At 49.3% G+C, this 23,653-nt stretch carries 21 protein-coding genes; 13 read left to right on the plus strand and 8 right to left on the minus strand.

What is annotated here, in order from left to right:
• Positions 1–54 precede the first annotated feature (54 nt).
• The 5 genes from B0475_RS09825 to B0475_RS09845 all read right to left on the minus strand — a co-directional run bounded on the left by B0475_RS09825 (position 55) and on the right by B0475_RS09845 (position 7,554).
• Positions 55–3,021: a TonB-dependent receptor plug domain-containing protein gene (locus tag B0475_RS09825; RefSeq protein WP_077411646.1), complete on the minus strand. Its 2,967-nt coding sequence runs from the start codon at positions 3,019–3,021 to the stop codon at positions 55–57.
• Between the two features lie 249 nt (positions 3,022–3,270).
• Positions 3,271–3,849 (minus strand): DUF1287 domain-containing protein, encoded by a 579-nt coding sequence (locus B0475_RS09830; RefSeq protein WP_077411647.1) that lies wholly within the window; start codon positions 3,847–3,849, stop codon positions 3,271–3,273.
• Positions 3,850–3,993: 144 nt separating this feature from the next.
• Positions 3,994–4,197, minus strand: a complete 204-nt coding sequence (locus B0475_RS09835) for a dodecin family protein (protein WP_077411648.1) — start codon at positions 4,195–4,197, stop codon at positions 3,994–3,996.
• Positions 4,198–4,351: 154 nt separating this feature from the next.
• Entirely contained in the window at positions 4,352–6,154 is a 1,803-nt protein-coding gene (locus B0475_RS09840; protein WP_077411649.1) for a M2 family metallopeptidase, read from the minus strand.
• 125 nt (positions 6,155–6,279) lie between these two features.
• Positions 6,280–7,554: a hypothetical protein gene (locus B0475_RS09845; RefSeq protein ID WP_077411650.1), complete on the minus strand. Its 1,275-nt coding sequence runs from the start codon at positions 7,552–7,554 to the stop codon at positions 6,280–6,282.
• 187 nt (positions 7,555–7,741) lie between these two features.
• On the opposite strand from B0475_RS09845, the gene B0475_RS09850 reads away from it, so the two are divergent.
• The 7 genes from B0475_RS09850 to gorA all read left to right on the plus strand — a co-directional run bounded on the left by B0475_RS09850 (position 7,742) and on the right by gorA (position 14,139).
• The gene (locus B0475_RS09850; protein WP_077411651.1) at positions 7,742–8,650 is read left to right on the plus strand and encodes a DMT family transporter; all 909 of its coding nucleotides are present in this window, start codon (positions 7,742–7,744) and stop codon (positions 8,648–8,650) included.
• Positions 8,651–8,738: 88 nt separating this feature from the next.
• Positions 8,739–9,125, plus strand: a complete 387-nt coding sequence (locus B0475_RS09855; RefSeq protein ID WP_077411652.1) for a DUF4389 domain-containing protein — start codon at positions 8,739–8,741, stop codon at positions 9,123–9,125.
• A gap of 136 nt (positions 9,126–9,261) precedes the next feature.
• Complete coding sequence (locus tag B0475_RS09860) at positions 9,262–9,465, plus strand: hypothetical protein (protein WP_077411653.1); 204 nt, start codon at positions 9,262–9,264, stop codon at positions 9,463–9,465.
• Positions 9,465–10,253: an SDR family oxidoreductase gene (locus B0475_RS09865; protein WP_077411654.1), complete on the plus strand. Its 789-nt coding sequence runs from the start codon at positions 9,465–9,467 to the stop codon at positions 10,251–10,253. Before B0475_RS09860 ends, B0475_RS09865 begins: the two co-directional genes overlap by 1 nt.
• Positions 10,244–11,698, plus strand: a complete 1,455-nt coding sequence (locus B0475_RS09870; RefSeq protein WP_077411655.1) for an aldehyde dehydrogenase — start codon at positions 10,244–10,246, stop codon at positions 11,696–11,698. Before B0475_RS09865 ends, B0475_RS09870 begins: the two co-directional genes overlap by 10 nt.
• A 559-nt stretch (positions 11,699–12,257) precedes the next feature.
• The gene (locus B0475_RS09875) at positions 12,258–12,758 is read left to right on the plus strand and encodes a hypothetical protein (RefSeq protein ID WP_077411656.1); all 501 of its coding nucleotides are present in this window, start codon (positions 12,258–12,260) and stop codon (positions 12,756–12,758) included.
• A 52-nt stretch (positions 12,759–12,810) separates the two neighbouring features.
• A complete protein-coding gene (gene gorA / locus B0475_RS09880; protein WP_077411657.1) occupies positions 12,811–14,139 on the plus strand; it encodes a glutathione-disulfide reductase in 1,329 nt (442 codons plus the stop codon).
• Positions 14,140–14,374: 235 nt separating this feature from the next.
• On the opposite strand, the gene B0475_RS09885 is transcribed toward gorA, so the two are convergent.
• From B0475_RS09885 to sufT, 3 genes are all read right to left on the minus strand, one after another.
• Complete coding sequence (locus tag B0475_RS09885) at positions 14,375–14,944, minus strand: ECF-type sigma factor (protein WP_077411658.1); 570 nt, start codon at positions 14,942–14,944, stop codon at positions 14,375–14,377.
• A gap of 75 nt (positions 14,945–15,019) precedes the next feature.
• Positions 15,020–15,838: a polysaccharide deacetylase family protein gene (locus B0475_RS09890; protein WP_077411659.1), complete on the minus strand. Its 819-nt coding sequence runs from the start codon at positions 15,836–15,838 to the stop codon at positions 15,020–15,022.
• Positions 15,839–15,847: 9 nt separating this feature from the next.
• Positions 15,848–16,399, minus strand: a complete 552-nt coding sequence (sufT, locus tag B0475_RS09895) for a putative Fe-S cluster assembly protein SufT (protein ID WP_077411820.1) — start codon at positions 16,397–16,399, stop codon at positions 15,848–15,850.
• A 356-nt stretch (positions 16,400–16,755) separates the two neighbouring features.
• Between sufT and B0475_RS09900 the strand changes: the two genes are divergently transcribed.
• From B0475_RS09900 to B0475_RS09925, 6 genes are read left to right on the plus strand one after another with little or no spacing between them, the layout of a single operon-like run.
• On the plus strand, positions 16,756–17,739 hold the full coding sequence (locus B0475_RS09900; protein ID WP_077411660.1) for an AAA family ATPase: 984 nt from the start codon (positions 16,756–16,758) through the stop codon (positions 17,737–17,739).
• A 15-nt stretch (positions 17,740–17,754) separates the two neighbouring features.
• Positions 17,755–18,705, plus strand: a complete 951-nt coding sequence (locus B0475_RS09905) for a DUF58 domain-containing protein (protein ID WP_077411661.1) — start codon at positions 17,755–17,757, stop codon at positions 18,703–18,705.
• Complete coding sequence (locus B0475_RS09910; RefSeq protein ID WP_077411662.1) at positions 18,705–19,226, plus strand: DUF4381 domain-containing protein; 522 nt, start codon at positions 18,705–18,707, stop codon at positions 19,224–19,226. Before B0475_RS09905 ends, B0475_RS09910 begins: the two co-directional genes overlap by 1 nt.
• Positions 19,219–20,184 carry a vWA domain-containing protein gene (locus B0475_RS09915; RefSeq protein ID WP_077411663.1) on the plus strand — a complete coding sequence of 322 codons (966 nt, stop codon included), beginning with the start codon at positions 19,219–19,221 and terminating at the stop codon, positions 20,182–20,184. Before B0475_RS09910 ends, B0475_RS09915 begins: the two co-directional genes overlap by 8 nt.
• Positions 20,181–21,971, plus strand: coding sequence for a VWA domain-containing protein (locus B0475_RS09920; RefSeq protein WP_077411664.1), 1,791 nt, complete (start codon positions 20,181–20,183; stop codon positions 21,969–21,971). Before B0475_RS09915 ends, B0475_RS09920 begins: the two co-directional genes overlap by 4 nt.
• The gene (locus B0475_RS09925) at positions 21,943–23,640 is read left to right on the plus strand and encodes a BatD family protein (RefSeq protein ID WP_157892845.1); all 1,698 of its coding nucleotides are present in this window, start codon (positions 21,943–21,945) and stop codon (positions 23,638–23,640) included. The genes B0475_RS09920 and B0475_RS09925 overlap by 29 nt, the downstream gene beginning before the upstream one ends.
• Positions 23,641–23,653: the final 13 nt, after the last annotated feature.

Genomic DNA, 23,653 nt, shown 5'->3' on the forward strand with positions numbered 1-23,653 from the left:
GTGGAAATAAAAAAGCCGGCTTTCGCCGGCTTTTTTTCACCATTCTGAAACTGATCAAAAGTCGTATTTCAGGTTTACGAAATAAGTTCTGCCATATGAGTCATATTGACTGTAGAACGCTGAATTACCCGCCCGGGTTCCACCACCTCTGGAGAGTCTCGGTGGCTCTTTGTCGGTCAGGTTTCTGACACCAATGACACCAGACCAACCACTTTCCGCATGTCTATAACCATAGGAAAGGGTGTGATAAGCAATCCCTGGAGCCCGAACAATTCGTCGACTTGGAATACCGTTGAAAGTCAGCTCTTCAGAAACGCCGGCTAACGTGCTGTTGTCTCCACGACCTACGAACCGGGTAAACCACGACACATACCAATCATTGCGATCAAATTTAACCAGCAAATTACCGGTGTGTTTAGGCTCACCTACCGTACCATTAAAATCAACCGCAGGTGATCCTTCAAGCAACACCCGTGATGATTCTTTCTGATAGGTGTGTTCAGTCGAAATATTCAAGGTTCCCCAAGGGACTTCTCTCGAATAATCAATCCTTAAGTCATAACCTGAATTGTCCTGAGTGGCGATGTTGATGAAACTGTCGCGAATGTTTGTGATCCGACCGTCAAGTGGATCACGGTCAAACTGTGCACACAATGGATCAACTGGGAAAGCGGTGGAGTTATAACACCCACGAACAATGGTTGCCGCTCCCAGCTGAGTGACCTCATCTTCGATCTTGTAATCAAAATAATCGAACGAAATACTCAAATCAATGTTTTCCGGACGCCATACAACACCCCAGACATTGGACTCTGAGGTTTCCGACTCGAGAATACCAAATCCACCACCAGTGATTGATGTGGCTGAAATCGCCCCACCCGCGTAGTCAGTGGCAAAGCCATCTGCAATACAGTTGTCATACTGGAGCTGACTGATGTTTCCATCTTCAAGGTTGTCTTCAATGCGGATACATGGATCAACCGCACGTTGTCCGGGAAATGCGGTCTGATCTGCCAAAAACAGTTCAAACAAAGCAGGAGCTCTGAATGAAGTACCGAACGAACCCCGAACGGTAAAGCCACCACCAATTTTCCAAGCCAATCCAGCTTTGTAAGTGGTGTCTGAGCCCGCATCAGGTACATCAGTATAGCGAGCTGATAAAGTCAGGTTCAACTCTTCAACTGCTGGCAGGTCTGCCAACAGTGGCATATCAATCTCACCAAACACAGCATAGGACTCGATTGCACCTTTGGTGATACCTGCGGATGACAAGCCCCAACTGTTGGCAGCCAAGGTTTGAGGACCCGGGGTATCCAAAATCGAATCTTTCTGATACTGGAAGCCAAATGCACCGGCTGACCAACCACCGGGAACTTCAAACAAATCACCGGTAATCACACCTTCTATGGTGGTTTGTTCAAACTGGGTGTTACCCACATCCACACCAAACAGGTATTCCCTGTCAGCCTGTGAAATGTTACCCGCCAGGAATTGCGGATCCAGCCAGGGAACATCCTGACACGGAACACCGTTTACCGATGTGGTCTGACCTGCACAGGAACCATAGGCAAACCACTGGTCCTGAATCGCGTCGTTATAAATGATGTCAACCGCATAGTCACCATCACTTTCAGAATGTTGTAACGACACATCCCAATACCAACGATCTGCTTCACCAAAGGTGCCTTTTAAACCAGCCACAAACCGGGTGTAATCCACATCTATCTGACTGCCGTTGTGATCAGTGATGGCCGTTGGGCTCAACCACTGTGCACCGGTCCAGCCAGCGGATAACGAACTGCCGCCACCAGGGGTGACACCGTCGACAAAATTGAAATTTTCGTTGTAAATATAGGTCCAGAATTGACGGTAGCCATTGGTGGTGGTTTTGCGTCGGTTAACCAGTACTTCAGCATAGCCTTCAACGCGGTCGCTGAATTCATAGTTACCAGTGGCCAGAATGGTGGCTCGACTGGATTCCGGTACAAAACTTTGCAAATCTTCGAATGGATGATCAGCATTCAAAACCGGTGAACCCCCATTAACCAGGAACCAGCCAGGTGGTGCGGAGATGTCTGCCGGATCCACCGCCGGGCCAATCGGGTCAATGTACTGACCAAGATCATTGTCGTAGTCAAACTGTGCCAGGTTGCCAGTGAAGTTCCCGCCGCCATAATCATACAGCCAGACATGGCCCCAGGGAAGATCATTACAATGCGGTTGACCCGTTCTTGGATCAATCAAAGTGTTGCGGTTATTAGAGTCAGCCTCAAAGTAATATCGCTCACCACAGGCATAGAAATCCCGGTCACCCCGTGCCAATTCAGATTGCTTGTCGTAATCGGCGGTGATTCGCACACTGCCTTTGGAATAAGTTTTTCCCCAGGTGGCACTGATTCTTGAACGCTCGCCTCCTGAATCAGCAGGTTGTGAAGTAAACCCTTCAATGGTTCCGCCATCACCTTCTTTGGTGATGATATTAACCACCCCGGCGACCGCGTCAGAACCGTATAAAGACGACGCACCGTCTTTGAGGATTTCAACCCGTTCGACACCAGACAGCGGAATGGTATTGAAGTCAAAAGAAGATACGCCACCACGGGTACCGGCCGGGCCGGCCCGTCTGCCATTGAGCAGCACCAGGGTTCTGTTGGCACCCAGGCCACGCAAAGACAGCGTTTCTGCACCCTGACCACCATTGGTCACAAAAGCCGTGGAAATGGCCGAGTTGATTTGAGCTGATCCCGATGCCAGGGTGCTTTCCTGAAGCAGTTGTCCGACCGTGGTCAGACCCCGATCGATGGCATCATCAGCAACGATCACTTCAAGTGGCACCGTGTCGTTCATTTCATCCCGCCGAATCCGGGTGCCGGTCACAACGATTTTGCCGCTGTCCACCACATCTTCATCATCGTCGGAACCTTCCTGCGCCTGTACATTAACGGAAGTCACCGCCAGTGCCAACGCAACCGCCTTACTCAGCGGATTTGGTTTCCAGTTTTTTTCATTGTCGTTTTTCAAACTAACACCTCTTTTGATTATAATTTTTAAAGTGTATATGCATAAAGTAGATGGCTTTAACAATCTACGCCATATTTAGTACACCACAGTTAGTAGACTATTGCAATATTAAATTTATGTTAACACACCGTTTGATTATAAATAACGCCGACCGCAGTATTCAACTTAATTAAGCAGAAATATGATGGCACTGTGAAGGATGTTCAGAGAAAAACAAAGACCCCTAAAAAATGAAGGTTGACCTCAGGTTTAATGCTGAATGGCCTGATGATAACGGTAATGGCCGCTGATGGGGTGATCAAACAACATGTCATTCTGTTGTGGCCCCCAGCCAATGTTGTGGATAATCAGCGGATTACCAGATGTTGAAATCAGATCACTGACCACTCCAATATGCGGCCTTCCCGAGCCACTGAGTCGCCAGGTCACCAGATCGCCAGGCTGATAATCACCGGCAGACTGGGTGACCGGTAGTGTCTGACCAAACCGGGCAAAAAACACTTCCAAATTGGGTACCCGGCGGTGATCAATGTTGCTGTCTGGCTGACTCAAACCCCAATGATCCGGGTAACTGGAGAAATGTTGCTGCATGTCCTCATGAACCCGCTGTTGCAGGTCTATGCCCAGCTGTCGGTAGGCCCTGATGATGACATCAGTACATACCCCCCTGCTGTCAGCCACATCTCCCATCGGATAGTCAAGTTGCTGGTAAGAACCATCATAAATGACCACATGATTCAACCGTTCTTTGGCAGCTGATACCAAAGATTGACTGTAAACCGGTGATACCCCACAAACTGAAATGACCCATAACATCAAATAACGCATGTTGAATGAGACATGTGAGCAGCAGAAAAATTCAATTCCCGCTGGATAAAACAGCCTGACATGAAACAAGGCTCGTTGTGCAGTCTATGCCGGCTGTTCGGCATTAAGTCTGCAAAAACCAACTTCTTGTCAGGCCTGATTGACTCAGCCTTCGAGTACAAATGTGACTTTCATCACCACTCGATATTCGGTGATTTCACCATTTTCAACCACTACTTTCTGGCTTTCCACCCAGGCACCAGTGACGTTGTTCAGGGTTTTCGACGCCCGGCTGACACCGTTTTCAATGGCTTTTTCAAAACTCTTTTTGGATCCTGCAATGATTTCTGTGACTTTGGCTACACTCATGATGTACTCCTGTGTTGTTAAAGAACTCCTGAGCATACCAAGCACCAGAGTAAAGCACCAGCAAACGGCCGGTGATTTCACAATTGTTGAATATTTCCCCATAAAAAAAGCCAGTTCTCAGAACCGGCTTTTCATAAACGTCATTGCAGCTCGATTACCAGCCACACGCCCGTCCCTGGTTTTGCTCATCCAACCAGGTCTTCAGTGGAGCAAAGTAATCCAGTACTGCAGTGGCATCCATATCACGAGAATTGGCGATCACTTCCATGGCATCCTGCCAGGGTTTTTCGGCGCCCATTTCCAGTACTTTGATCAGCTTTTCACCGGCTGCCTGATTGTTGTAAATGGAACACCGGTGCAGGTCACCTTCAAAGCCAGCGGCCTCACACAATTCACGGTGAAACTGAAACTGCAGGATGTGAGCCAGGAAATACCGGGTGTAAGGTGTGTTACCCGGAATGTGGTATTTGGCACCTGGATCAAAATCCGCTTCGGTCCGTTCAACCGGTGCTTTCACACCCTGGTACTGATTGCGTAACTGCCACCAGCCAGCATTGTATTCAGCCGGTGAAATCTCACCATTAAAGACTTTCCAACGCCATTGGTCAATCATCAGACCAAAGGGCACAAATGCGATTTTTTCCAGGGCTTTTTGCATCAGCATGCCCAAATCGTTTGATGATGCAGGAATGGCATCAATCAAACCAATGTCCTTCAGGTACTTCGGGGTGATTGACAAGGCCACCGTGTCACCTATGGCCTCATGGAAACCATCATTGGCACCATTGCGATAAAGGATACTTTTGTCTTTGTAAGCCCGTTGATAAAAGTTATGCCCCAGTTCATGATGGATGGTAACAAAATCTTCATAATCTTCCTTGATACACATCTTGATGCGGATGTCTTCTTCATTGTCAATGTTCCATGCACTGGCGTGACAGACGACATCACGGTCTTCTGGCTTGGTAAACAAAGAACGCTGCCAAAAAGTCTCCGGCAATGGATCCAGACCCAATGAGGTGAAAAAACCTTCTGCGGTTTTGACCATCTTTTGTGCATCGTAATCGTGTTTTGCCAACAGGGCTGTCACATCAATGGTGGAACCGGCACTTTCAGGTTTGACCAGGTCATAGACCGCTGTCCAGTCCTGAGCCCACATGTTGCCCAACAGATGCGCTGGGATCATGCCATCATCACCCATGATTTCTTCACCATAATGCTCTGAGAGTTTGGTTCTGACATGACATTGTAAAGAATCATACAGTGGTTTGACTTGCGTCCACAAACGATCCAACTCTACAGGAAATTCACTGGCTGGCATGTCATAGCCAGCACGCCACATGGCACCGGTATCGGCAAAACCCAGTTCACGGGCGCCTTCGTTGGCCAATTCAACCATGCGTTGATACTGATCCCTCATTTGTGGCGAAACGGTTCGCCAGCCCTGCCAGGCTTCCAGCAATTGTTCATGATCACGTGATTCAGCAATGGTTCTGGACAGTTGCCCCAGAGACTGACAGGCACCATCCACACAATATTTTCCGGCTCCATACATGGCTTCCAGTTTGGCCTGGATTTGAGCCAGCTCAGCATTTTTTTCAACATCATCAGGTGCCGCCAGAGTCAGGCCACCTTTGATGATGTTAAGCCGACGGCGCATGTCATCTGACAATGACAACTGATCAAACTGTTTGGCTTCGTTGGCAAACTTAACTGATAAGGCGCCCATTTTTTCAATGCTCTTGGCTCCAAGCCAGACGGTGTCGTCGGTGATGAAGTTAGCCTGCACCCAGGCAATCCGCGCCGCATATTCACCTTCTTTGAGGTAAGTCTGTTCAACTTTATCCAGAAAGGCTTTGGCATCAGCCGCAGTGGGTCCTTGCGAAGTGGGTTTGGTGGTATTTTGCTGACAAGCAGTCAACATGAATAAGCCACAAAAAGTGAGTATGTTTTTCATGATTTGATGGTGTCCCGGTTGTTAAAAACGCTGACATTCTACATCAAAGGGGTCTTTTTGTCGGCCTCACCACTCAAAATGCCCGGACTGGCCGGGCATTTTGCGGTACAGCCAACTCGTTAAAGCTATCTTTGGCGTTCTCTTTTACCCTGTTTGACTGTTCTGTTCGCCGGTCTTGATGTTCGTTCATTACGGTCATTGTTCACGGCTGGTTTACTGGAACGAGATTTCGCCGGTTTGACAGTCTTAACCGTGCTGACAGAGCGGGCGGGCTGGGTTCTGGCCGTTGCTGACCGATTTGGCCGGGCCTGACTGCGTTGAACCGTGGGACTGCGTTGCACCGAGGGCGAAGTTTGTCTGCTGTTTTGCAACTGGTTCTGTGATGAACGGGCACGGGTATTGGGTTGGTATACCGGTGATTGGCTGGCCATCGGCTTAACCCGGGCCTGACCCCGAACGGCTGCTCTGGCTGGCCGGTCTGAACTGCGGTTTGAACTGGTCTGAGTGCGGTTATTCCGGGCTGTCTGATTGTACTGATTTCTGACCGATTGCTGTACACTGTTTTGACGCTGGGTAGATTGGCGCTGCATGATTTGATTTTGTGCCGTTGAGCGGGTCGCATTGGGTCGTCTGACCACAGTTGGTTCACGTTGGTATCGCAGACTGCGTTCCCCTTGCCGGAGTGAAGCCTCCTGTTGGCGTTGTCTGTTGTTGGTCGAACGATCACGGTTAGCCGAGCGGCTGCTTTGCACCCCCCGGTTGACTGACCGGCTTCTTTGTACACCCCGGTTACCTGAGTTTCTGCTGCGGTCAACCATACCCCGGTTGTTATTTCTGCGATAACTGCCCTCACTCTGGGATCGCTTGTTGTAGCGGTCATATCGGTTGTTTCGCTGTAACCGCAAAACCTCATTTCGGGCATTGTTATAGCCATGCCTGTCAGCACGGTAATGCACGTAGTTACGGTTTCTCCAGTGGTTGTACCACCAGTAGTTATCATAGTAACTGTAATAACTCAGGCCAAAACCCCATGACGGCCACCAGGAGGTCGCATAGTAAGCAGAAGGCCGGTAACTGTAGCCACACCAATTGTCCCAGTATGAATGTCCGCAGTGACCTCCGGATGAGTAATAAAACCCAACCCTCGGATACCTGTAAGGGCTGTAATAAACATTGCTGTATGTCACCCCCCAGCGGTCGGGGTAATAATTGTAATTACTGTAATACACCCCATCACCAGCTGAACTGTATTCTGCTGACCCGTATCCATAGTATGGATCGTAACCATCATAGGCATAATAATCGCTTTGGTAATAAACGTCCTGTTCGGCATCATAGCGGTGTTGATGGACCGCACACGAAGTGAGGAACAGGGTGATAAATGGCAACAGTTTTTTCATGATATTGGGCTTTGATTCACTGAATCACTATACTACAGCCCGATCACTGAATAAAAGCTGAATCAATCCGGGCTGCGCAGCATGGGCCTGTGTATATAATAAAATTTTCTCACACAAGCATTTCAACCCAACAGAAAATCAAGTCTAATACGCCTTTTGAAACCCATTGCAATGCAGGTATACGAATATGACCCATGAAAACTGGAAAAAAGGCCTGATACTGTCACTGATCACAGTGTTGTTCTGGAGCACTTTACCGATTTCATTGAAAATCGGCCTTCAGGCCACTGATGCCATGACCCTGACCTGGTTTCGTTTTCTGGTCGCTGCTTTGGTTACCTTACTGATTCTGTATACCAGGGACAAATTGAGGGCGTATCAGAACCTGACCTTACAGCAATGGCTATGGCTCTCCCTGGCAGCTCTCATGCTGATCGGCAACTATGTGTTCTATCTGATTGGCCTGGAACTGACCTCTCCGGCCAATGCGCAGGTTTTCATCCAGCTCGCTCCCTTGCTGATGACCCTGGGAGGTGTTGTGCTCTTCAAAGAGACGTTCACCCGGCAACAGCAATTGGGGGTGATTTCAATCATCATTGGCCTGGGGCTGTTCTTTCGTGACCAGATTCAACAAATCATCGCCAGTGATTACACCCTGGGCATCTGGGTCATGTTCACTGCAGCCCTGACCTGGGCCATTTATGCCCTGATCCAGAAAAAGCTGGCCACGGTGCTGTCATCTCAGGCGATTCTGTTGTTCATATATTGTTTTGCATCACTGAGTTTGTTGTTTTTTGCTGATTTTGGTCAACATGAGGCCATCAGTTCTACTCAATGGGTTGCCATCGCCTATGCCTGCATCAACACCGTGGTGGCTTACGGGGCTTTCGCCGAAGCCATGAATCATTGGAATGCATCACGGGTTGGTATGGTTCTGGCACTGACACCAGTCACCACCCTGCTGTTCATCAACCTGTTTGCCTGGTTGTTCCCTCATTTACTCAGCAGTGAAAACATTCATTGGTTGGGCTACATTGGCATGGCCTTTATAGTCAGCGGCTCAATGTTGGCCAGTTTGAAGAAACAAGCCCGCTGAGCTGACCGCGCCGTTACCTCTGGCACTGTTGATTTTCGCTGGTCTTGTTTATAGTAATTAATAAGCGAAATCACTGAGGAAACTAACCATGTCAGAACAAGACAACAAAGATCCGGTCATAGCAGGTGAAGTTGAAGAAAACACCACCGGCGAACAAACAACCCAGAACAAAGAGAAATCCTCCAGGATCACCAATGATGTGCTGACCAGAATTTTGGTCACCATTCTTTTTGCTTTGATCGGCTGGGTTTCATTGTGGGTATTTTGTGTGGTCGTACTGGTGCAATTTGGCTTCCTGCTGATCACCGGCAACCTCAACAAAAACCTCAAAGCCTTCAATGGTGAGTTGGGCAGCTATTTGTCCGACATCATTCACTATGTGGCCTTTCAGACAGAACAAAAACCGTTTCCCTTTAAGTCATGGGATTATGACGATGACAAAGAGAAAGCCAACGGAGAAGCCACCCAGTCTTAAACCTACATTTCATGTCTCTCTAAATGATTTACGCCAGGCCCGACCTGGCGTTTTTTTTGTCTGATTTACTGACTGCAGGTGACTGATGACCCTTATTACCTGTAAGATAATCACTCTTTCCGGGTCATTAAACTGCATGAAAATATATGATTTAAAAGGCTACACTCTGGTACTTGATAAAGTGGTTTTTGTCAGCGCCGTTTTCACCGCCGATCACGAAGAAGGCAAACAGTTCAATGTCCGCCTGGTTGGTGATCTTTTGAAGTTTAAGTTTCCCACCCATGAAGAAGCAGTTCTGGCCCGGCAATTATTAATCAAAGCCATCAAGGAGGCAAACTAATGCAACTGGATCTCACCGGTAAAACTGCCTGGGTCTGTGGATCAACCCAGGGTATGGGTCTGGCGATTGCCAGACAATTGGCAGAACAAGGCGCCGAGGTGGTGCTGCTTGCCCGCAATGCGGCAAAACTCAATGAATTGGTTGCTACCCTGTCTGTGCAGGCGGCGCAAAATCATCGGGTCATTGTGGCTGATTTTTCCGCACCTGATGGGCTGAAATCAGCAGTTGAACAACACCTCAAAATATACCCTGAAGTCAACATCCTGGTGAACAACACCGGCGGACCGCCGCCGGGGCTGGCCAAAGACGCTGAACCGGAAGGCTTTCAGGCTGCTTTCAATCAACACCTGATCTGCAACCAGGTTCTGGCTCAGGCTGTGATTCCGGCGATGCAACGGGCCGCTTACGGGCGCATCATCAATGTCATCTCAACGTCAGTCAAACAACCATTACCCAATCTGGGCGTTTCCAATACCATTCGTGGTGCGGTCGCCAGTTGGGCCAAAACACTGGCCAATGAGCTGGGACAATACAACATCACGGTCAACAATGTATTGCCTGGTGCCACAGAAACCAATCGCTTATCAACGATTTTTGACAACAAGGCGAAAAAAACCGGGACTCCTGTAGAGGCAGTCATTGAGCATGAGAAATCAATCATACCCATGCGCCGCTTTGGAACGCCTGAAGAATTTGCCAATGTGGTCGGTTTTCTGGCATCACCAGCTGCAGCATATGTAAATGGCACCAACATACCGGTTGATGGCGGCCGCACAGCATGTCTCTGATTGTCATACACAATTACATCAATGGTGAATTGCTCCCACCGGCAGATGGTGAGTACCTGGATACTTATGAGCCTGCCACCGGACAGGTCTATGCCCGCACCCCTGAATCAGGAGCAGCTGACTTACAAACAGCCATAGACGCTGCTCAGGCGGCTTTTCCTGGCTGGGCCCAAATGCCTGGTGAACACAAAAGCCAGTGCCTGATCCGCCTGGCCGATTTAATTGAAGCCAACCATGACCAGTTAGCAGAGGCCGAAGCCAGAGACAACGGCAAGCCGGTCACCCTGGCACGAAATGTGGATATTTACCGAGCAGCCGCCAACATCCGATTTTTTGCCCAGGGCCTGACCCAATTCAGCAGTGAATCACATGGTATGGAAAACCGTGCCATCAACTTCACCTTACGTGACCCGTTGGGCGTGGTGGCTTGTATTTCTCCCTGGAACCTGCCGTTGTACCTGTTCACTTGGAAAATAGCCCCGGCACTGGCCATGGGTAACACCGTAATCGCAAAACCTTCAGAAATCACCCCCATGACTGCCTGGTTATTTTCCAGGTTGTGTATCGAAGCTGGCTTGCCAGCGGGGGTACTGAACATCTTACATGGGTCCGGGCCGGCCATCGGCGGTCCCCTGACCACTCACCCTGCCATCAAGGCGATCAGTTTCACCGGCGGCTCAGCCACCGGCACCCTGATCAAACAAGCCACGGCCCATCAGCACAAAAAACTGTCTCTTGAACTGGGCGGCAAAAATCCAACACTGGTGTTTGCCGACTGTGACTTTGACCGTACAGTAGAACAAGTGGCCAGGTCTGCTTTTGCCAACCAGGGGCAAATTTGCCTGTGTGGATCACGCATATACATTGAACGTTCAATCTACGACCGTTTTGTAGACGCCCTGACCGAACAGGTCAAACAACTGAAAATCGGCGATCCACTGGACCCACAAACTCAATTTGGCGCTCTGGTCTCAGAAGACCACATGAGAAAAGTGCTGGGTTACATCGATCTGGCCAGGCAGGAAGGCGGAACCGTGTTGACCGGTGGAAAACAAATCAGACTGGAAGGTCGTTGTGCCGATGGCTATTTCGTGGCTCCCACCATCATCGCCGGACTGAGTAACCAATGCCGTACCAACCAGGAGGAAATATTTGGGCCGGTATGTACAGTTCAGGCCTTTGACAACGATGATGAAGCCTTGCTGATGGCCAATGATTCCGACTATGGACTGGCCTGCAGTCTGTGGAGTCGTGACATCAACCGCTGTCACCGCCTCGCTCAGCAAATCAACACCGGTATTGTGTGGATCAATTGTTGGTTGCTGCGGGATTTACGAACTCCGTTTGGAGGAATGAAAGCTTCAGGCTCTGGTCGGGAAGGCGGATTGGAGGCCATGCGGTTTTTTACCGAAGCCAAAAATGTCTGCATCCAATACAACGACTGAGCGGCCTGTTGACTTTTTTTGTAAGGATTTCGTTAACCAGAGGTCTGTTCATATGAATACCCGGCTTACAAAGGGACTTATGGCACATTCTTACCCTGTCTGGCCTGGTTAATATATCAATACGCACTGAAGATTATTTATTTAGTAATTGACGTACGTAAGACTTAGTAGTATAGTTATTGCATCACACATTGATTCATCTGACAAAGACGTAAAATGTGGCAAGCTTTGGAGTTACAGAAATTCCTCCCCTAACGCTTTTTAACTCTCTGATTTCTGTAACTCCACCCTCTTTTAGAATCTGACCTGATTGTCATGAGGGAATGCAGCCTTGTGAAACCAAGGCGCACCATGCTTTTTTATTATAATTATGATGACGATCGCTTCAATCACTCGAAGCTCAATGTCATGGGCTGTGACAAACAAAAAACTGCGGGTCTCCTCTTTTTTATTTTCTCACCCTGCGAATGCAAGTCACAACCGTCCTTGTGCTTTTCATTATATACTGAAAAAGGCATAATACCTCAACCTGTTTTTTAACTTTTTTCTAACACAATCCATGTTTACCAACTCCGAAGATATTCGTATAGACCTGGTCGAAGTCGCTGATGCCAGCCCCATGGCAGGCACTTTGTTCAAAAGGTCGTTTCACGCTGAGATTCCTGATTTTCCCAAGCATTTTGTGCTGTTGGCTGCTGACCCGACTGGCCGTTTACTGACGCTGGGCTATGTTCATTTCACCAAAGAGCAGAACATGTACCTTGGTGGCGGTATGTGCGTCAATCTACGTGGCCTCAAACAACTACCCAAACCCTGGCGTGATCAGCTGAATATTCAGGGTGGGGTGGCTTTCACCATGTTGTCCGAAGCCGTCAAACAACTCAATGATTGTGATGCGGTGTTTGGCTATGTGGGGCATAAAGGGGCTTATAAAATAGACCTGGCTGTGGGCTTCGAGCAGACCCAATATCAACACCTGATTGTGTACTGGAAAAAACCGCTGGATCAGCAACAACAACACAACATCATTCAACAGGCACACCAATTCGGACCTTTTTGAAAGCCTTTGAGCACAAACTGGTCTGTACACAGGTCATCAAACAGGAGACAGCATGAAATACGATTATGATTTATTGGTCATTGGAGCCGGTTCCGGCGGTGTCAGGGCGGCCAGAATAGCTGCGGGGTATGGCCAGAAAGTGGCCATCTGTGAAGCTGACCAGGTGGGCGGAACGTGTGTAATCAGGGGTTGTGTACCCAAAAAACTGCTGGTTTATGCCGCTCAATACAAAAAAATGTTCTCCACAGCCAAGGCATATGGCTGGAACATCCAAAGCCAGTTTGATTGGTCCTCCTTGATCAGCAACAAAGACCAGGAAATTGACCGTCTCAATGGCATTTATCTGAACTTATTGGATAACGCTGGGGTTGAACTGTTGCAGGGATTTGGGGCTTTCGTGGATCCACACACCGTGGCTGTTGATGGTGATCACCACACCGCACGTCACATCCTGATCGCCACGGGTGGCATTCCGGCGGTTCCCAACATTCCTGGCCGTGATCAAGTCATCACCTCTAACGAAGCACTCAACCTGGCAAAACTGCCTGAAACAATCACCATCAACGGAGGTGGCTATATTGCAGTCGAGTTTGCTGGCATATTCAATGCCTTGGGTGTGGAGGTCAATCTGGTCTACAGAGGTCAGCAATTACTGCGGGGGTTTGACGATGAAGTGGCCGCTTTCGCACAGCAAGCCTTTACAGAAGCAGGTATCCGGGTGATCACCAACACAGAAATTGATGCTGTAGAAAAAACCGCAAGAGGCCTGATCTGTCATGCCGGTGAGACTGGCATTGAATCAGACGTTGTGCTGTTTGCCACAGGCAGACAAGCCAATACCGCCGGCCTGAACCTTCAAGCTGCTGGCGTTGATTGTCAGGCCAATGGTCAGGTTTTGGTTAATCATGATCAAGCATCATCAACGCCACATATTTATGCCGTTGGTGACGTGTGCAACAATGACAACCTGACACCCGTGGCCATCAAAGAAGGGCACTTGCTGGTTAATCGGTTGTTCAATGATGGTAAAGAATATCCTGAGTATGATTTCATTCCCACCACGGTATTCTCCCAACCTGAGATTGGTACCTGTGGACTAACTGAAGCCGAAGCCCGATCAAACCATGCCCACATAGAATGTTTCACCAGCACTTTCAGAGCCATGAAATATGCCATGAGTGATGTTCATGAGAAAACCTTCATGAAACTGGTGGTCAATCAGCAGACCGATCAGGTATTGGGTATTCATGTGGTGGGCGCTGATGCCGGAGAAATGATTCAGGGTTTTGCAGTGGCCTTAAAACAAGGATTAAGCAAAACCCAGTTGAACAAAACCATCGGGATTCACCCCACTTCTGCCGAAGAGTTGGTAACCATGTAGAACCAATGGCCCGGTCACCAGTACCGGGTCAATGCATACAACCCAACAACCAAAACCATCAATCCGATGATTTGTATGGTGAATTTCTTCACAGATCTTTTGCCGTGATGATTCATCACTTTACAAGAATTAAGATAAAAGAACGGCGGATCTATCGGATTTGCAATTTACCTGACAGTGACTCACCTCTGGTCATTCAGAGTGATCATCAGTGGCCGTGAATCAAACCGACGACTTACTGATCCTTCGCATCTTCAATGAGGTTGAGCAACACGGACCGGGCCATCTGCCACTGTTGATACACCTGGCTTTTGCTGACTGATCGGATGTCAGCCATCTCTTCAAAAGAAAATCCACCAAAAAACTTCAGCTCAACCACCGATGCCAGATCAGTGTCGATTGATTCAAGGTGCGCCAAAGCCTGATGCAAAGTCAACACATCAACCTGCAACTGATCGGTGTCAGCCACCCCATCGGCGGTCAGTACGGTATGCACCCCACTGTTTTTCAGGGTGTTCTGCTGACGAATCAGATCAACCAGATAAAAACGCATACAACGGGCGATCAGGCTGTAAAAGTGTTTGCGGTTCTGTAGGTTCAATTCGTCATTTTTTTTCAGTTTAATGAAACACTCATTGACCAGCATGGTCGGTGACATGTCTTGTTGCTGACCCATTTTACGCAATTGAGCGTTGGCAATTTTCTTCACTTCAGGATAGAGCGCTGTGAACAGGCAATCCACCGCTGCACCCTTCTGCAAGGCATGTGAGTTGAGGATTTTGGTGATGTTTTTTATTTCTGACATGTTACCCAATGATCTTACCTGTGAATGATTTTAAGCACAATCCCGGCTGAAAAAAACCGTGGCATGTGATTGAGTTCATTTGCCCTGCAGCAAATCTGCCAGTTGTGTCGTTGAGTTCCAATGGTAATTGCACACCAGGCGAGGCATGGCCCACCGGTCTGTGTCACGGCTGACCAGGTCCTTCCGAGTGGTGAAAGCGGCCATCAAACCCAATTCTCTGGCTTTTTGTGGCAGGTATTTCTGGTGTAAGTAATCGCTGTAATTTCCATAAGGATAGGCAAAATAAGGGCAATTGAATCCGATACCCATTTTTTCCTGAAGATAAAGCTGGGCCTGTTTAATCTGCTGATCACAACTGGCTTCATCCGCAATGTCAGCAAAAGAGTCATCGCTGTGGTTGTTATTATCCAACACCCCGTGGTTGTGGTCCCAGCTGTGGTTGGCGATTGACATCAATCCGGATTGTTGCGCTGACTGCCACCAGTCATCTCCCCACCAACCCCGGCCCACCAGACACAACTGATCCAATCGCTTCCTGGCTTCTGGTGAAACGATCACAAAGTTGGTCATGTGAACCTGCTTGCCAGTTGTTAGCTGATGGTTTTTAAGGAGGGTAAACAGGCTCTTTTGTGGTCCATAACTGGGGTGGTCAAGGTCATGATAATCAAACCAGGTTCCATCATCACAGGTCAACACCACAGCCTGCTTAACCGCCTCATCGGGCAACTGGCCGGCATACCAGGCCAACAATTGATCCATGGTGATAATCCGCCAGCCAATGGCATCAATCAGCTGCAAATCTGCCTGAAAAGCCACCAAATCATTGTTGGTGTACTCCAGACCATTGATGTTGTTGCCATGGTAGGTGAGGATCGGTACCCGTGTGGTTGCCATGCTGATTCCTCAGAGCATGCCGGTTTCGAGTTTGGCGGCTTCTGACATCATGGACTGATCCCAGGGCGGATCGAAAACAATGTCGCAATGCACCTGTTTGATTTCCGGAATGAGTTTAATTTTGGCGGCGGCATCAGAAACCAGTACATCGCCCATGCCACAACCCGGGGCGGTGAGCGTCATGTCTATGTCCACTTCATATCCACCTTCATCGAGCGCTTTGACGTCACACTCATACACCAGGCCTAATTCAACAATACTCACCGGAATTTCCGGATCATAAACGGTTCGCAACTGATCCCATACGGCTTGCTCAACATCATCCTGAGTGGCATTCTCCGGTAACACCGGTGCGGGCAAAGGCTCGCGGCCAAGGGCATCGGCATTGTGTCCCAGAATCATGAACATACTGCCGTCCACAAAAATGGTGAAACTGCCTCCCAATGCCTGGGTGATGTAACCCACCACACCTGCCGGCAACTCGATGGTCTCTCCGGTTGGTACGGCGATGGCTTCTACATCCCGGTCTAATTTAAACGGTTCACTGGTTAAACTGTACATCTGATTTGGCGACCATTGAGCTGCCTCAACCGTCTTTGTTTTAAAGCCGCTCATTTTATCATGATACGTGTGAGCTGTGATCAACATAAGACAAGGAATCACACCCAACAGTACCGGATTTTTTCAGGAACCTATTGGGTTTGGACTGGTCTGAAAGTGGCTGTCTTCAGATGAAGCTTACTTTTGACACATTCATAGGTCCGGCGATCTTGTATAATCACCGGTTCAGCCTGGACCCTTGAAAAGAATGGTTCAGGAACTAAATTAACATTCGGCACCCATGGCCCGATATTGAACAATGCATAAACCACAAGGTTCACCGGGCATTGAAAACCACCAACAAAACCAGAATTACTATGGAACAAAACACGGCAGAATTGACCCGCGCATTCAGCAACATCCGGGAAGTGATAGGTACTCAGATTTTAGGTCAGCAAAAACTGGTTGACCGCTTATTGATGGCGCTGTTGTCACACGGCCACTTACTGGTTGAAGGCGCACCCGGGCTGGCTAAAACCACCGCCATCAAGGTGCTTTCTGAATGTATTGAAGGTAATTTTCACCGCATTCAGTTTACCCCAGATCTGCTACCAGCCGACTTGACTGGAACCGATGTCTATCATGCTGAATCAGCCACTTTTGAATTCCAGAAAGGTCCTTTGTTTCATAACCTGGTGTTGGCTGACGAGGTGAATCGGGCACCTGCCAAAGTACAATCTGCTTTGCTTGAAGCCATGGGAGAACAGCAAATCACTGTGGGTAAAACCACTTATGATTTGCCGCAGTTATTTCTGGTTATGGCCACCCAAAACCCCATTGAGCAGGAAGGCACCTACCCATTGCCCGAGGCGCAACTGGATCGGTTTTTGATGCATGTCACCATAGGCTACCCTGAGGCTGACACTGAATTGGACATCCTCAAACTGGCCCAACAGAAAGACCTGGCTGAATTCGGAACACACAATCAACCGGTTGAACTGTTGTCACAGGAACAAATCTTTGCCGCCCAAAGGCACATCCTCGAACTGTTCGTCGCGGAAAATCTGGAGCAGTACCTGGTAGAACTCGTGCTGGCTACTCGCAACGCCGAAAAGTACGATGAACAACTGGGCAGCCAGATTGAGTTTGGCGGCTCTCCCAGGGCCACCATTGCTTTGGACCGTTGTGCCAGAGCGCACGCCTTTTTACAGGGTCGTGATCATTTATTGCCAGAAGACATCCATGCCGTGATACATGATGTATTGCGCCACCGTATTATCTTATCTTTTGAGGCTGAAGCTGAAGGGTTGACGGTCGATCAGGTTATTGACAGATTGTTACAGATCGTACCGCTGCCCTGATCCAAATCAATCCCGATGGTCGTAAAAGAAACAGACAACCCCAACACCCAGGTCACTGCCAAATCCATGGTGGAAACCCGCCACCATGCCCGGCAATTCAACCTCACCAGCATTAAAAAAGCGTCTTCAGCCATATCTGGCTTACATGATTCACGATTTCGCGGGCGAGGCATGGATTACCAGGAATCAAGGATTTATCAGGCAGGTGACGACATCCGGAATATGGATTGGCGGGTCACCGCCAGAACCGGTAATGCCCACACCAAACTTTTTCAGGAAGAACGGGAAAGGCCCACTTACCTGGTGGTTGACACCAACAGCAGCCTGCATTTTGGCACCCGCACACAGTTCAAATCGGTACTTGCCAGCAAAGTCGCTGCACTGCTGGGTTGGTCATCGGTACAACAGGGTGATCGCATCGGCGTGTTGACTTATGGCAACAACGGCGTACACATCGTCAAAGCCACCGCCGGCAAGCGGGGCATGATGGCCATGATGGCTCACCTGATCAAGGCATTCAATGACCCGGGGACCGAACAACACAGTCTTGATCAGGCTTTACAGCAACTCAGGACGGTCATTCGGCCTGGCTCTTTGGTGGTGTTGATCAGCGACTTGTATGACCTGGGAGCTGATTGCAAAAGGCACTTGTTACAACTGCGCAAACACAATGACTTGCTGAGCATCAAAATCAGCGATCCATTCGAAAACCAACTGCCATTGCCGGCACTATACGGGGTGCAGACCAACAGCCAGCCAAGGGTGCTGGACACCCATCAGCAGCGCACCCAGGAAAAAATGCGCCAACACAGGCAGCAACATTTCGACCAACTCAAGGAACAGGTGATCAGGGCTGGTGTACCCATCATTCCAGTTCAAACCAATGACCCCTGGGTTAACACCCTGAAGAATGGCCTGGGCAATCCCAATTTGGCCTTCAGTCACTGGCTGGGAGCAGACAATTGATGCAAATGCCTGATCCACAACAAACCACCTTGCCTTTACGCGACATCCGATTACCGGCCGAACCCGGCTTTTGGCCACTGGCTCCAGGTTGGTGGATATTGCTTGCATTGCTCGCCTTGCTGATGATCTGGCTGGGCATCCTGTGGGTCCGCTACAGCCGCCGCAAACGACGCTGGCAAGCCATCAACCAACAGCTGTCCACCATTGAGTTTAACTACCGCCAACACCACGACAAGCAACAACTGTTACAACAACTGTCGGTATTTCTGAGGCGTTTTGTGAAACACCAACTGCATGATCACCAAGCCGTCAGCTCCAGTGGCGATCGCTGGATCAATGCCCTCAATCAATATCTGCCGGGTGAGCCATTCAAGGCCTATTCACAGCCGTTGACCAGCGGAGTTTTTCAGTCCGCTTGTGAATATGACGAACAACAATTACTGGCCTTGACCCGTCAATTGATCAAAACCCAGGTGATGCGCCCGGGACGCGCAAAAGCTCCGGAGGTCAGCCATGTTTAATCTTTACTGGCCCTGGATTTTTGGGTTGCTGCCTTTGCCTTTACTGATTCGCCTACTCCCCCGTGTCAGGCAAGCCAGTATCACCACAATCAAAGCGCCTTTTCTCGATGATTTGTTCACCGGTAACCACCGGCAGCGGCGGCAAAATGCTTCCTGGATGAATTGGTTGCCCTGGTTACTGTTGCTGTTGGCTGTGAGCCGGCCTCAATGGATTGGCGAACCCGTTGCCTTGCCCATTGAGGGCAGGGATCTGATGCTGGCGATTGACATATCAGGCAGCATGGAACAAAAAGACATGCAAATCAATGGTCAGGCAGTGGACCGATTGACCGCCGTTAAAAAAGTTGCCGGTGACTTCATTGAACGTCGCACCGGTGACCGCATTGGCCTGATCCTGTTTGGTGAAAATGCCTATTTACAGGCACCCCTTACTTTTGACCGGAAAACCGTCAAAGCACTGCTTTATGAAGCCGCCATTGGCCTGGCAGGTAAATCAACCGCCATCGGAGATTCCATTGGTTTGGCGGTCAAAAAGGCCCGGGAAACAGAAAACAACAACCGCATCCTCATTGTCCTGACGGACGGTCAAAACACCGCTGGGGCCATCGAACCACTCAAAGCTGCAGAGCTCGCACGGGCAGAAGACTTAAAAATTTATACCATAGGTGTGGGAGCCGACGAATTGCTGGTCAACAACTTTTTCGGACAACGCAGGATCAACCCTTCATCAGACCTTGATGAGGCCTCCCTGCGACGCATTGCTGCCATCACCGAAGGGAAATATTTCCGGGCCAGAGACACCAGTGAACTGGAACAGATCTATGCCATTCTTGACGAACTGGAACCACTGGCCGAAGAAGAACAGTTCTACCGGCCAACAGATGAATTGTATTACTGGCCACTGCTGGCAGCCTTGGTTACCATGCTGTTAACCCTTTATTGGAGGCGCTGGCAATGATGGCAGAATGGGCATGGGCCGAATTTCATTTTCTCAGACCCTGGTGGCTGGCCTTGTTGCTGCCCTCCTGGATCTTACTGAAAATGTGGTTACATAACACCACCCGTGAAGATGGCTGGCAACAAAGCTGTGATCCTGAGTTGTTGCAAGCCATGCAAATACAAAGTGCCACAAAAAGCACCCGCTGGACCCGCCTGTACTGGCCGGTGGTTACCCTGATGGTTCTGGCCTTGGCCGGACCAGCCATCCGACAGGTTCCACTGCCCATGCTGAAAAACCAGTCAGCACTGATCATTGCACTGGATGTGTCAAAAAGTATGCTCTCTGATGACTTGAAGCCATCCAGATTACAAAGAGCCAAATTTAAAATTCAGGATTTACTGGAAGGCCGCCAGGACGGGCAAACGGCTTTGGTGGTGTATTCAGGTGATGCTTTTGTGGTCACCCCACTGACTGATGATACGGCGACCATCACCGCCTTACTTGATGTGATTGATCCGGGCATCATGCCTGCCAGTGGAACCAACACCGTGGCCGCGCTGGACAAAGCCGAAGAATTGCTCAAACAGTCAGGTATCACCAAAGGGCAGGTTCTGCTGGTGACTGACCAGATTGAAATGTTTAAAACCGAAGGCCGGATCGCTGAACTGCAAACTGCCGGAATTACCACCCATGTATTGGCCGTGGGGACCGCTGAAGGCGCTCCAATACCCACTGCCCAGGGATTCCTCAAAGACCTCAGGGGTAAAATCGTGATTCCGCAGGTTAATTACAATGAACTGCAACAAGCCGCCAAAGTGGGTCAGGGCCAATTCAGTGTATTAACCAACAGCATCAATGAGGACACCCTCTATGACACCGATGCCGAACAGGGTGATGAAACCAATGAGGAAGAAACCGCTGGCACCAACTTCATCGATGACGGTCCCTGGCTGGCTGTGTTGATCATTCCTATGCTGGCATTGCTCTACCGGCGTGGACTGCTGATGGTGTTGTGCCTGGGCTTTATGCTCAACACCCCTGAAGTCCATGCCTGGTCGTGGGATGACTTGTGGCTGAATGAAGATCAACAGGCATTCCGACAATTGGAAAAATCGCCTGAACAGGCCTATGCGCAAGCCCAAAGCACCGATCTGAAAGCCGCTGCCGCCTATAAAAAAGGCGATTACAAGACTGCCACACAATTGTACCCAGAACAGGGACAAACACTGGCCGATCATTACAACCGGGGCAATGCCCTGGCTCAAGCCGGTGAGCTGGAAGATGCCATCGACAGTTATAACCAGGCCCTGACTTTCGACCCTGAAGATGCCGACACCCTATACAACAAACAGATCGTTGAGCAGGCACTTGAGCAACAGCAACAGCAACAGCAACAACAGCAAAATCAGGATCAGCAAAACCAGGACAGCGAGTCCAGTGAGTCTGAAGAACAACAATCGCAGGAACAGCAACAAAGCAGCGAACAGGAACAACAGGAACAACAACAGCAGGCACAAAAAGATCAGCAATCAGAAGCCAGTGAAGGAGACAGCGAATCTCCTGAAGAAAGTGCTGATCAACAACAGCAGACTGCTGAACAAAGCAATGAACAACCTGCTGAAGAAATTGAGTTAACCCCTGAAGAAATGGCCCTCGATGCCGAAGAAAAACAGGCCATGGAACAATGGCTGAGAAGAATCAAAGATGATCCGGGCGGCTTATTACGCAGAAAATTTTTATACCAATACCACAAACGAAATCAAGACGGTGAAAGCTATGACAATCAAACCACTGAAGACTGGTGATTCCATGACAGCAGAACGGTTTTTTACCGGCTTGCTGCTGCTGTTCATGTGGCTACTCTCCAGTCAGGCACAGGCAGAAATCAAAGCTGCTGTTGATCGGCCAACCCTGTATTTTGGAGAATCATTGACATTAACCATCACGTCAGACCAAAACACCAATACTCAACCCGACTTTACGCTACTGGATGCGGTGTTTCATGTGGGTCAGACTGGCAAATCATCATCCACCCAGATCATCAATGGCGAAATGTCCACCCAGACCCAGTGGCAGGTTCTGCTGGTACCCAAATCCATGGGAAGTCACATCATTCCACCGATTGAGGTCGATGGTGAACGCACAGATCCGATTAAAATCACGGTCAACAAACCAGACCCCAACGCCCAGGCCAAAGGCGATATATTCATTGAAATCGAAACCAATAAAGAAAGTGCTTTTGTGCAGGAAGAAATCATCCTGACCGTACGCCTTTTGTACGCCATCGCTCTGAAAAATGGCGCCTTGTCAGAACCTGGTGGTGATGGTGTAATTGTTCAGCAGATCAACAAAGGTGCCAATTACACCACCCAAAGGGATGGTAAAACCTATCAGGTACTGGAAAGAAAATACGCCATATTTGCCGAAAACAGTGGCCGCTTAACGCTCAACCCATTGGTTTTTGAAGGCGAGGTAACCGATAATTCACGCCGCTCTTTTGGGATGTTTCAACGGGGACGCCCCATTCGCCAGGTTTCAGAAATACGGGAACTTGACATCAAACAAATCCCGCAGTCCTTTATTGGCCAGGACTGGATTCCTGCCAAACAGCTCAACCTCACCCAAAGCTGGTCTCAGGACAAGCCATATCAAGTAGGCGAACCCATTACCAGAACGATCACCCTGGCAGCTCATGGCCTGTCAGAAACCCAACTACCTGAGCTGCAAATACCTACACTGAACGGCGCCAAAGTGTACCAGGATAAAACCGACACCATGACCCGCACTGACGGCAAACAGTTGATTGCCACCAAGGTCATCAAATATGCAGTCATTCCAACCTCAGAGGGGCCACTGGACATACCAGCCCTTGAACTGGCTTGGTATGACACCATCAACCAACAACCACGCACGACCACCATTCCAGCGAGTCAACTGGACATTGAAGCCGCAACGGGTGGATTGAACGAGGCACCCCAGGCTTTCAATTTTCAACCTAACAAACCACCTGTTACTCTGGCTGAACCAGTCAATGAACCCCTCTCTGAAGGCAACCCAGCCCATTCAATCTGGCAATACACCACGTATGCACTGGCCCTGTTATGGGCCATCACCCTGGTGTTGCTGTTCAAGAAGAAATCGGCTCCTCAGGTCAACACACCAACGACTGAGCCGCAAATCAGTTCCGCACACCTGAAACGCCTGAAAAGCCTGGATCCAACGGAACTCCAGCAGGCATTGGTCGATACCTGGAATCACCGCAACAATCAATCAGTGACCAACCTCAGTCAGATCGATCACCAATTGGCAGATGAAGATTTGCGTCAGGCCCTCACTGATTTACAGCTCAGCCTGTACCGTCAGCAAGGCGAGCTGAAGCCTTTCAATTGGGCACAAGCAATCAACAAGGGGCGCTATGTCCCAGCCCAACCACAAACCAGTAAATCCGAAGGGCTGCCGGGACTTTATGAATAACCACCATGTGGTT

Origin of the sequence: Marinicella sediminis (genome assembly GCF_002000055.1) — a bacterium.
Lineage (GTDB): Bacteria > Pseudomonadota > Gammaproteobacteria > Xanthomonadales > Marinicellaceae > Marinicella > Marinicella sediminis.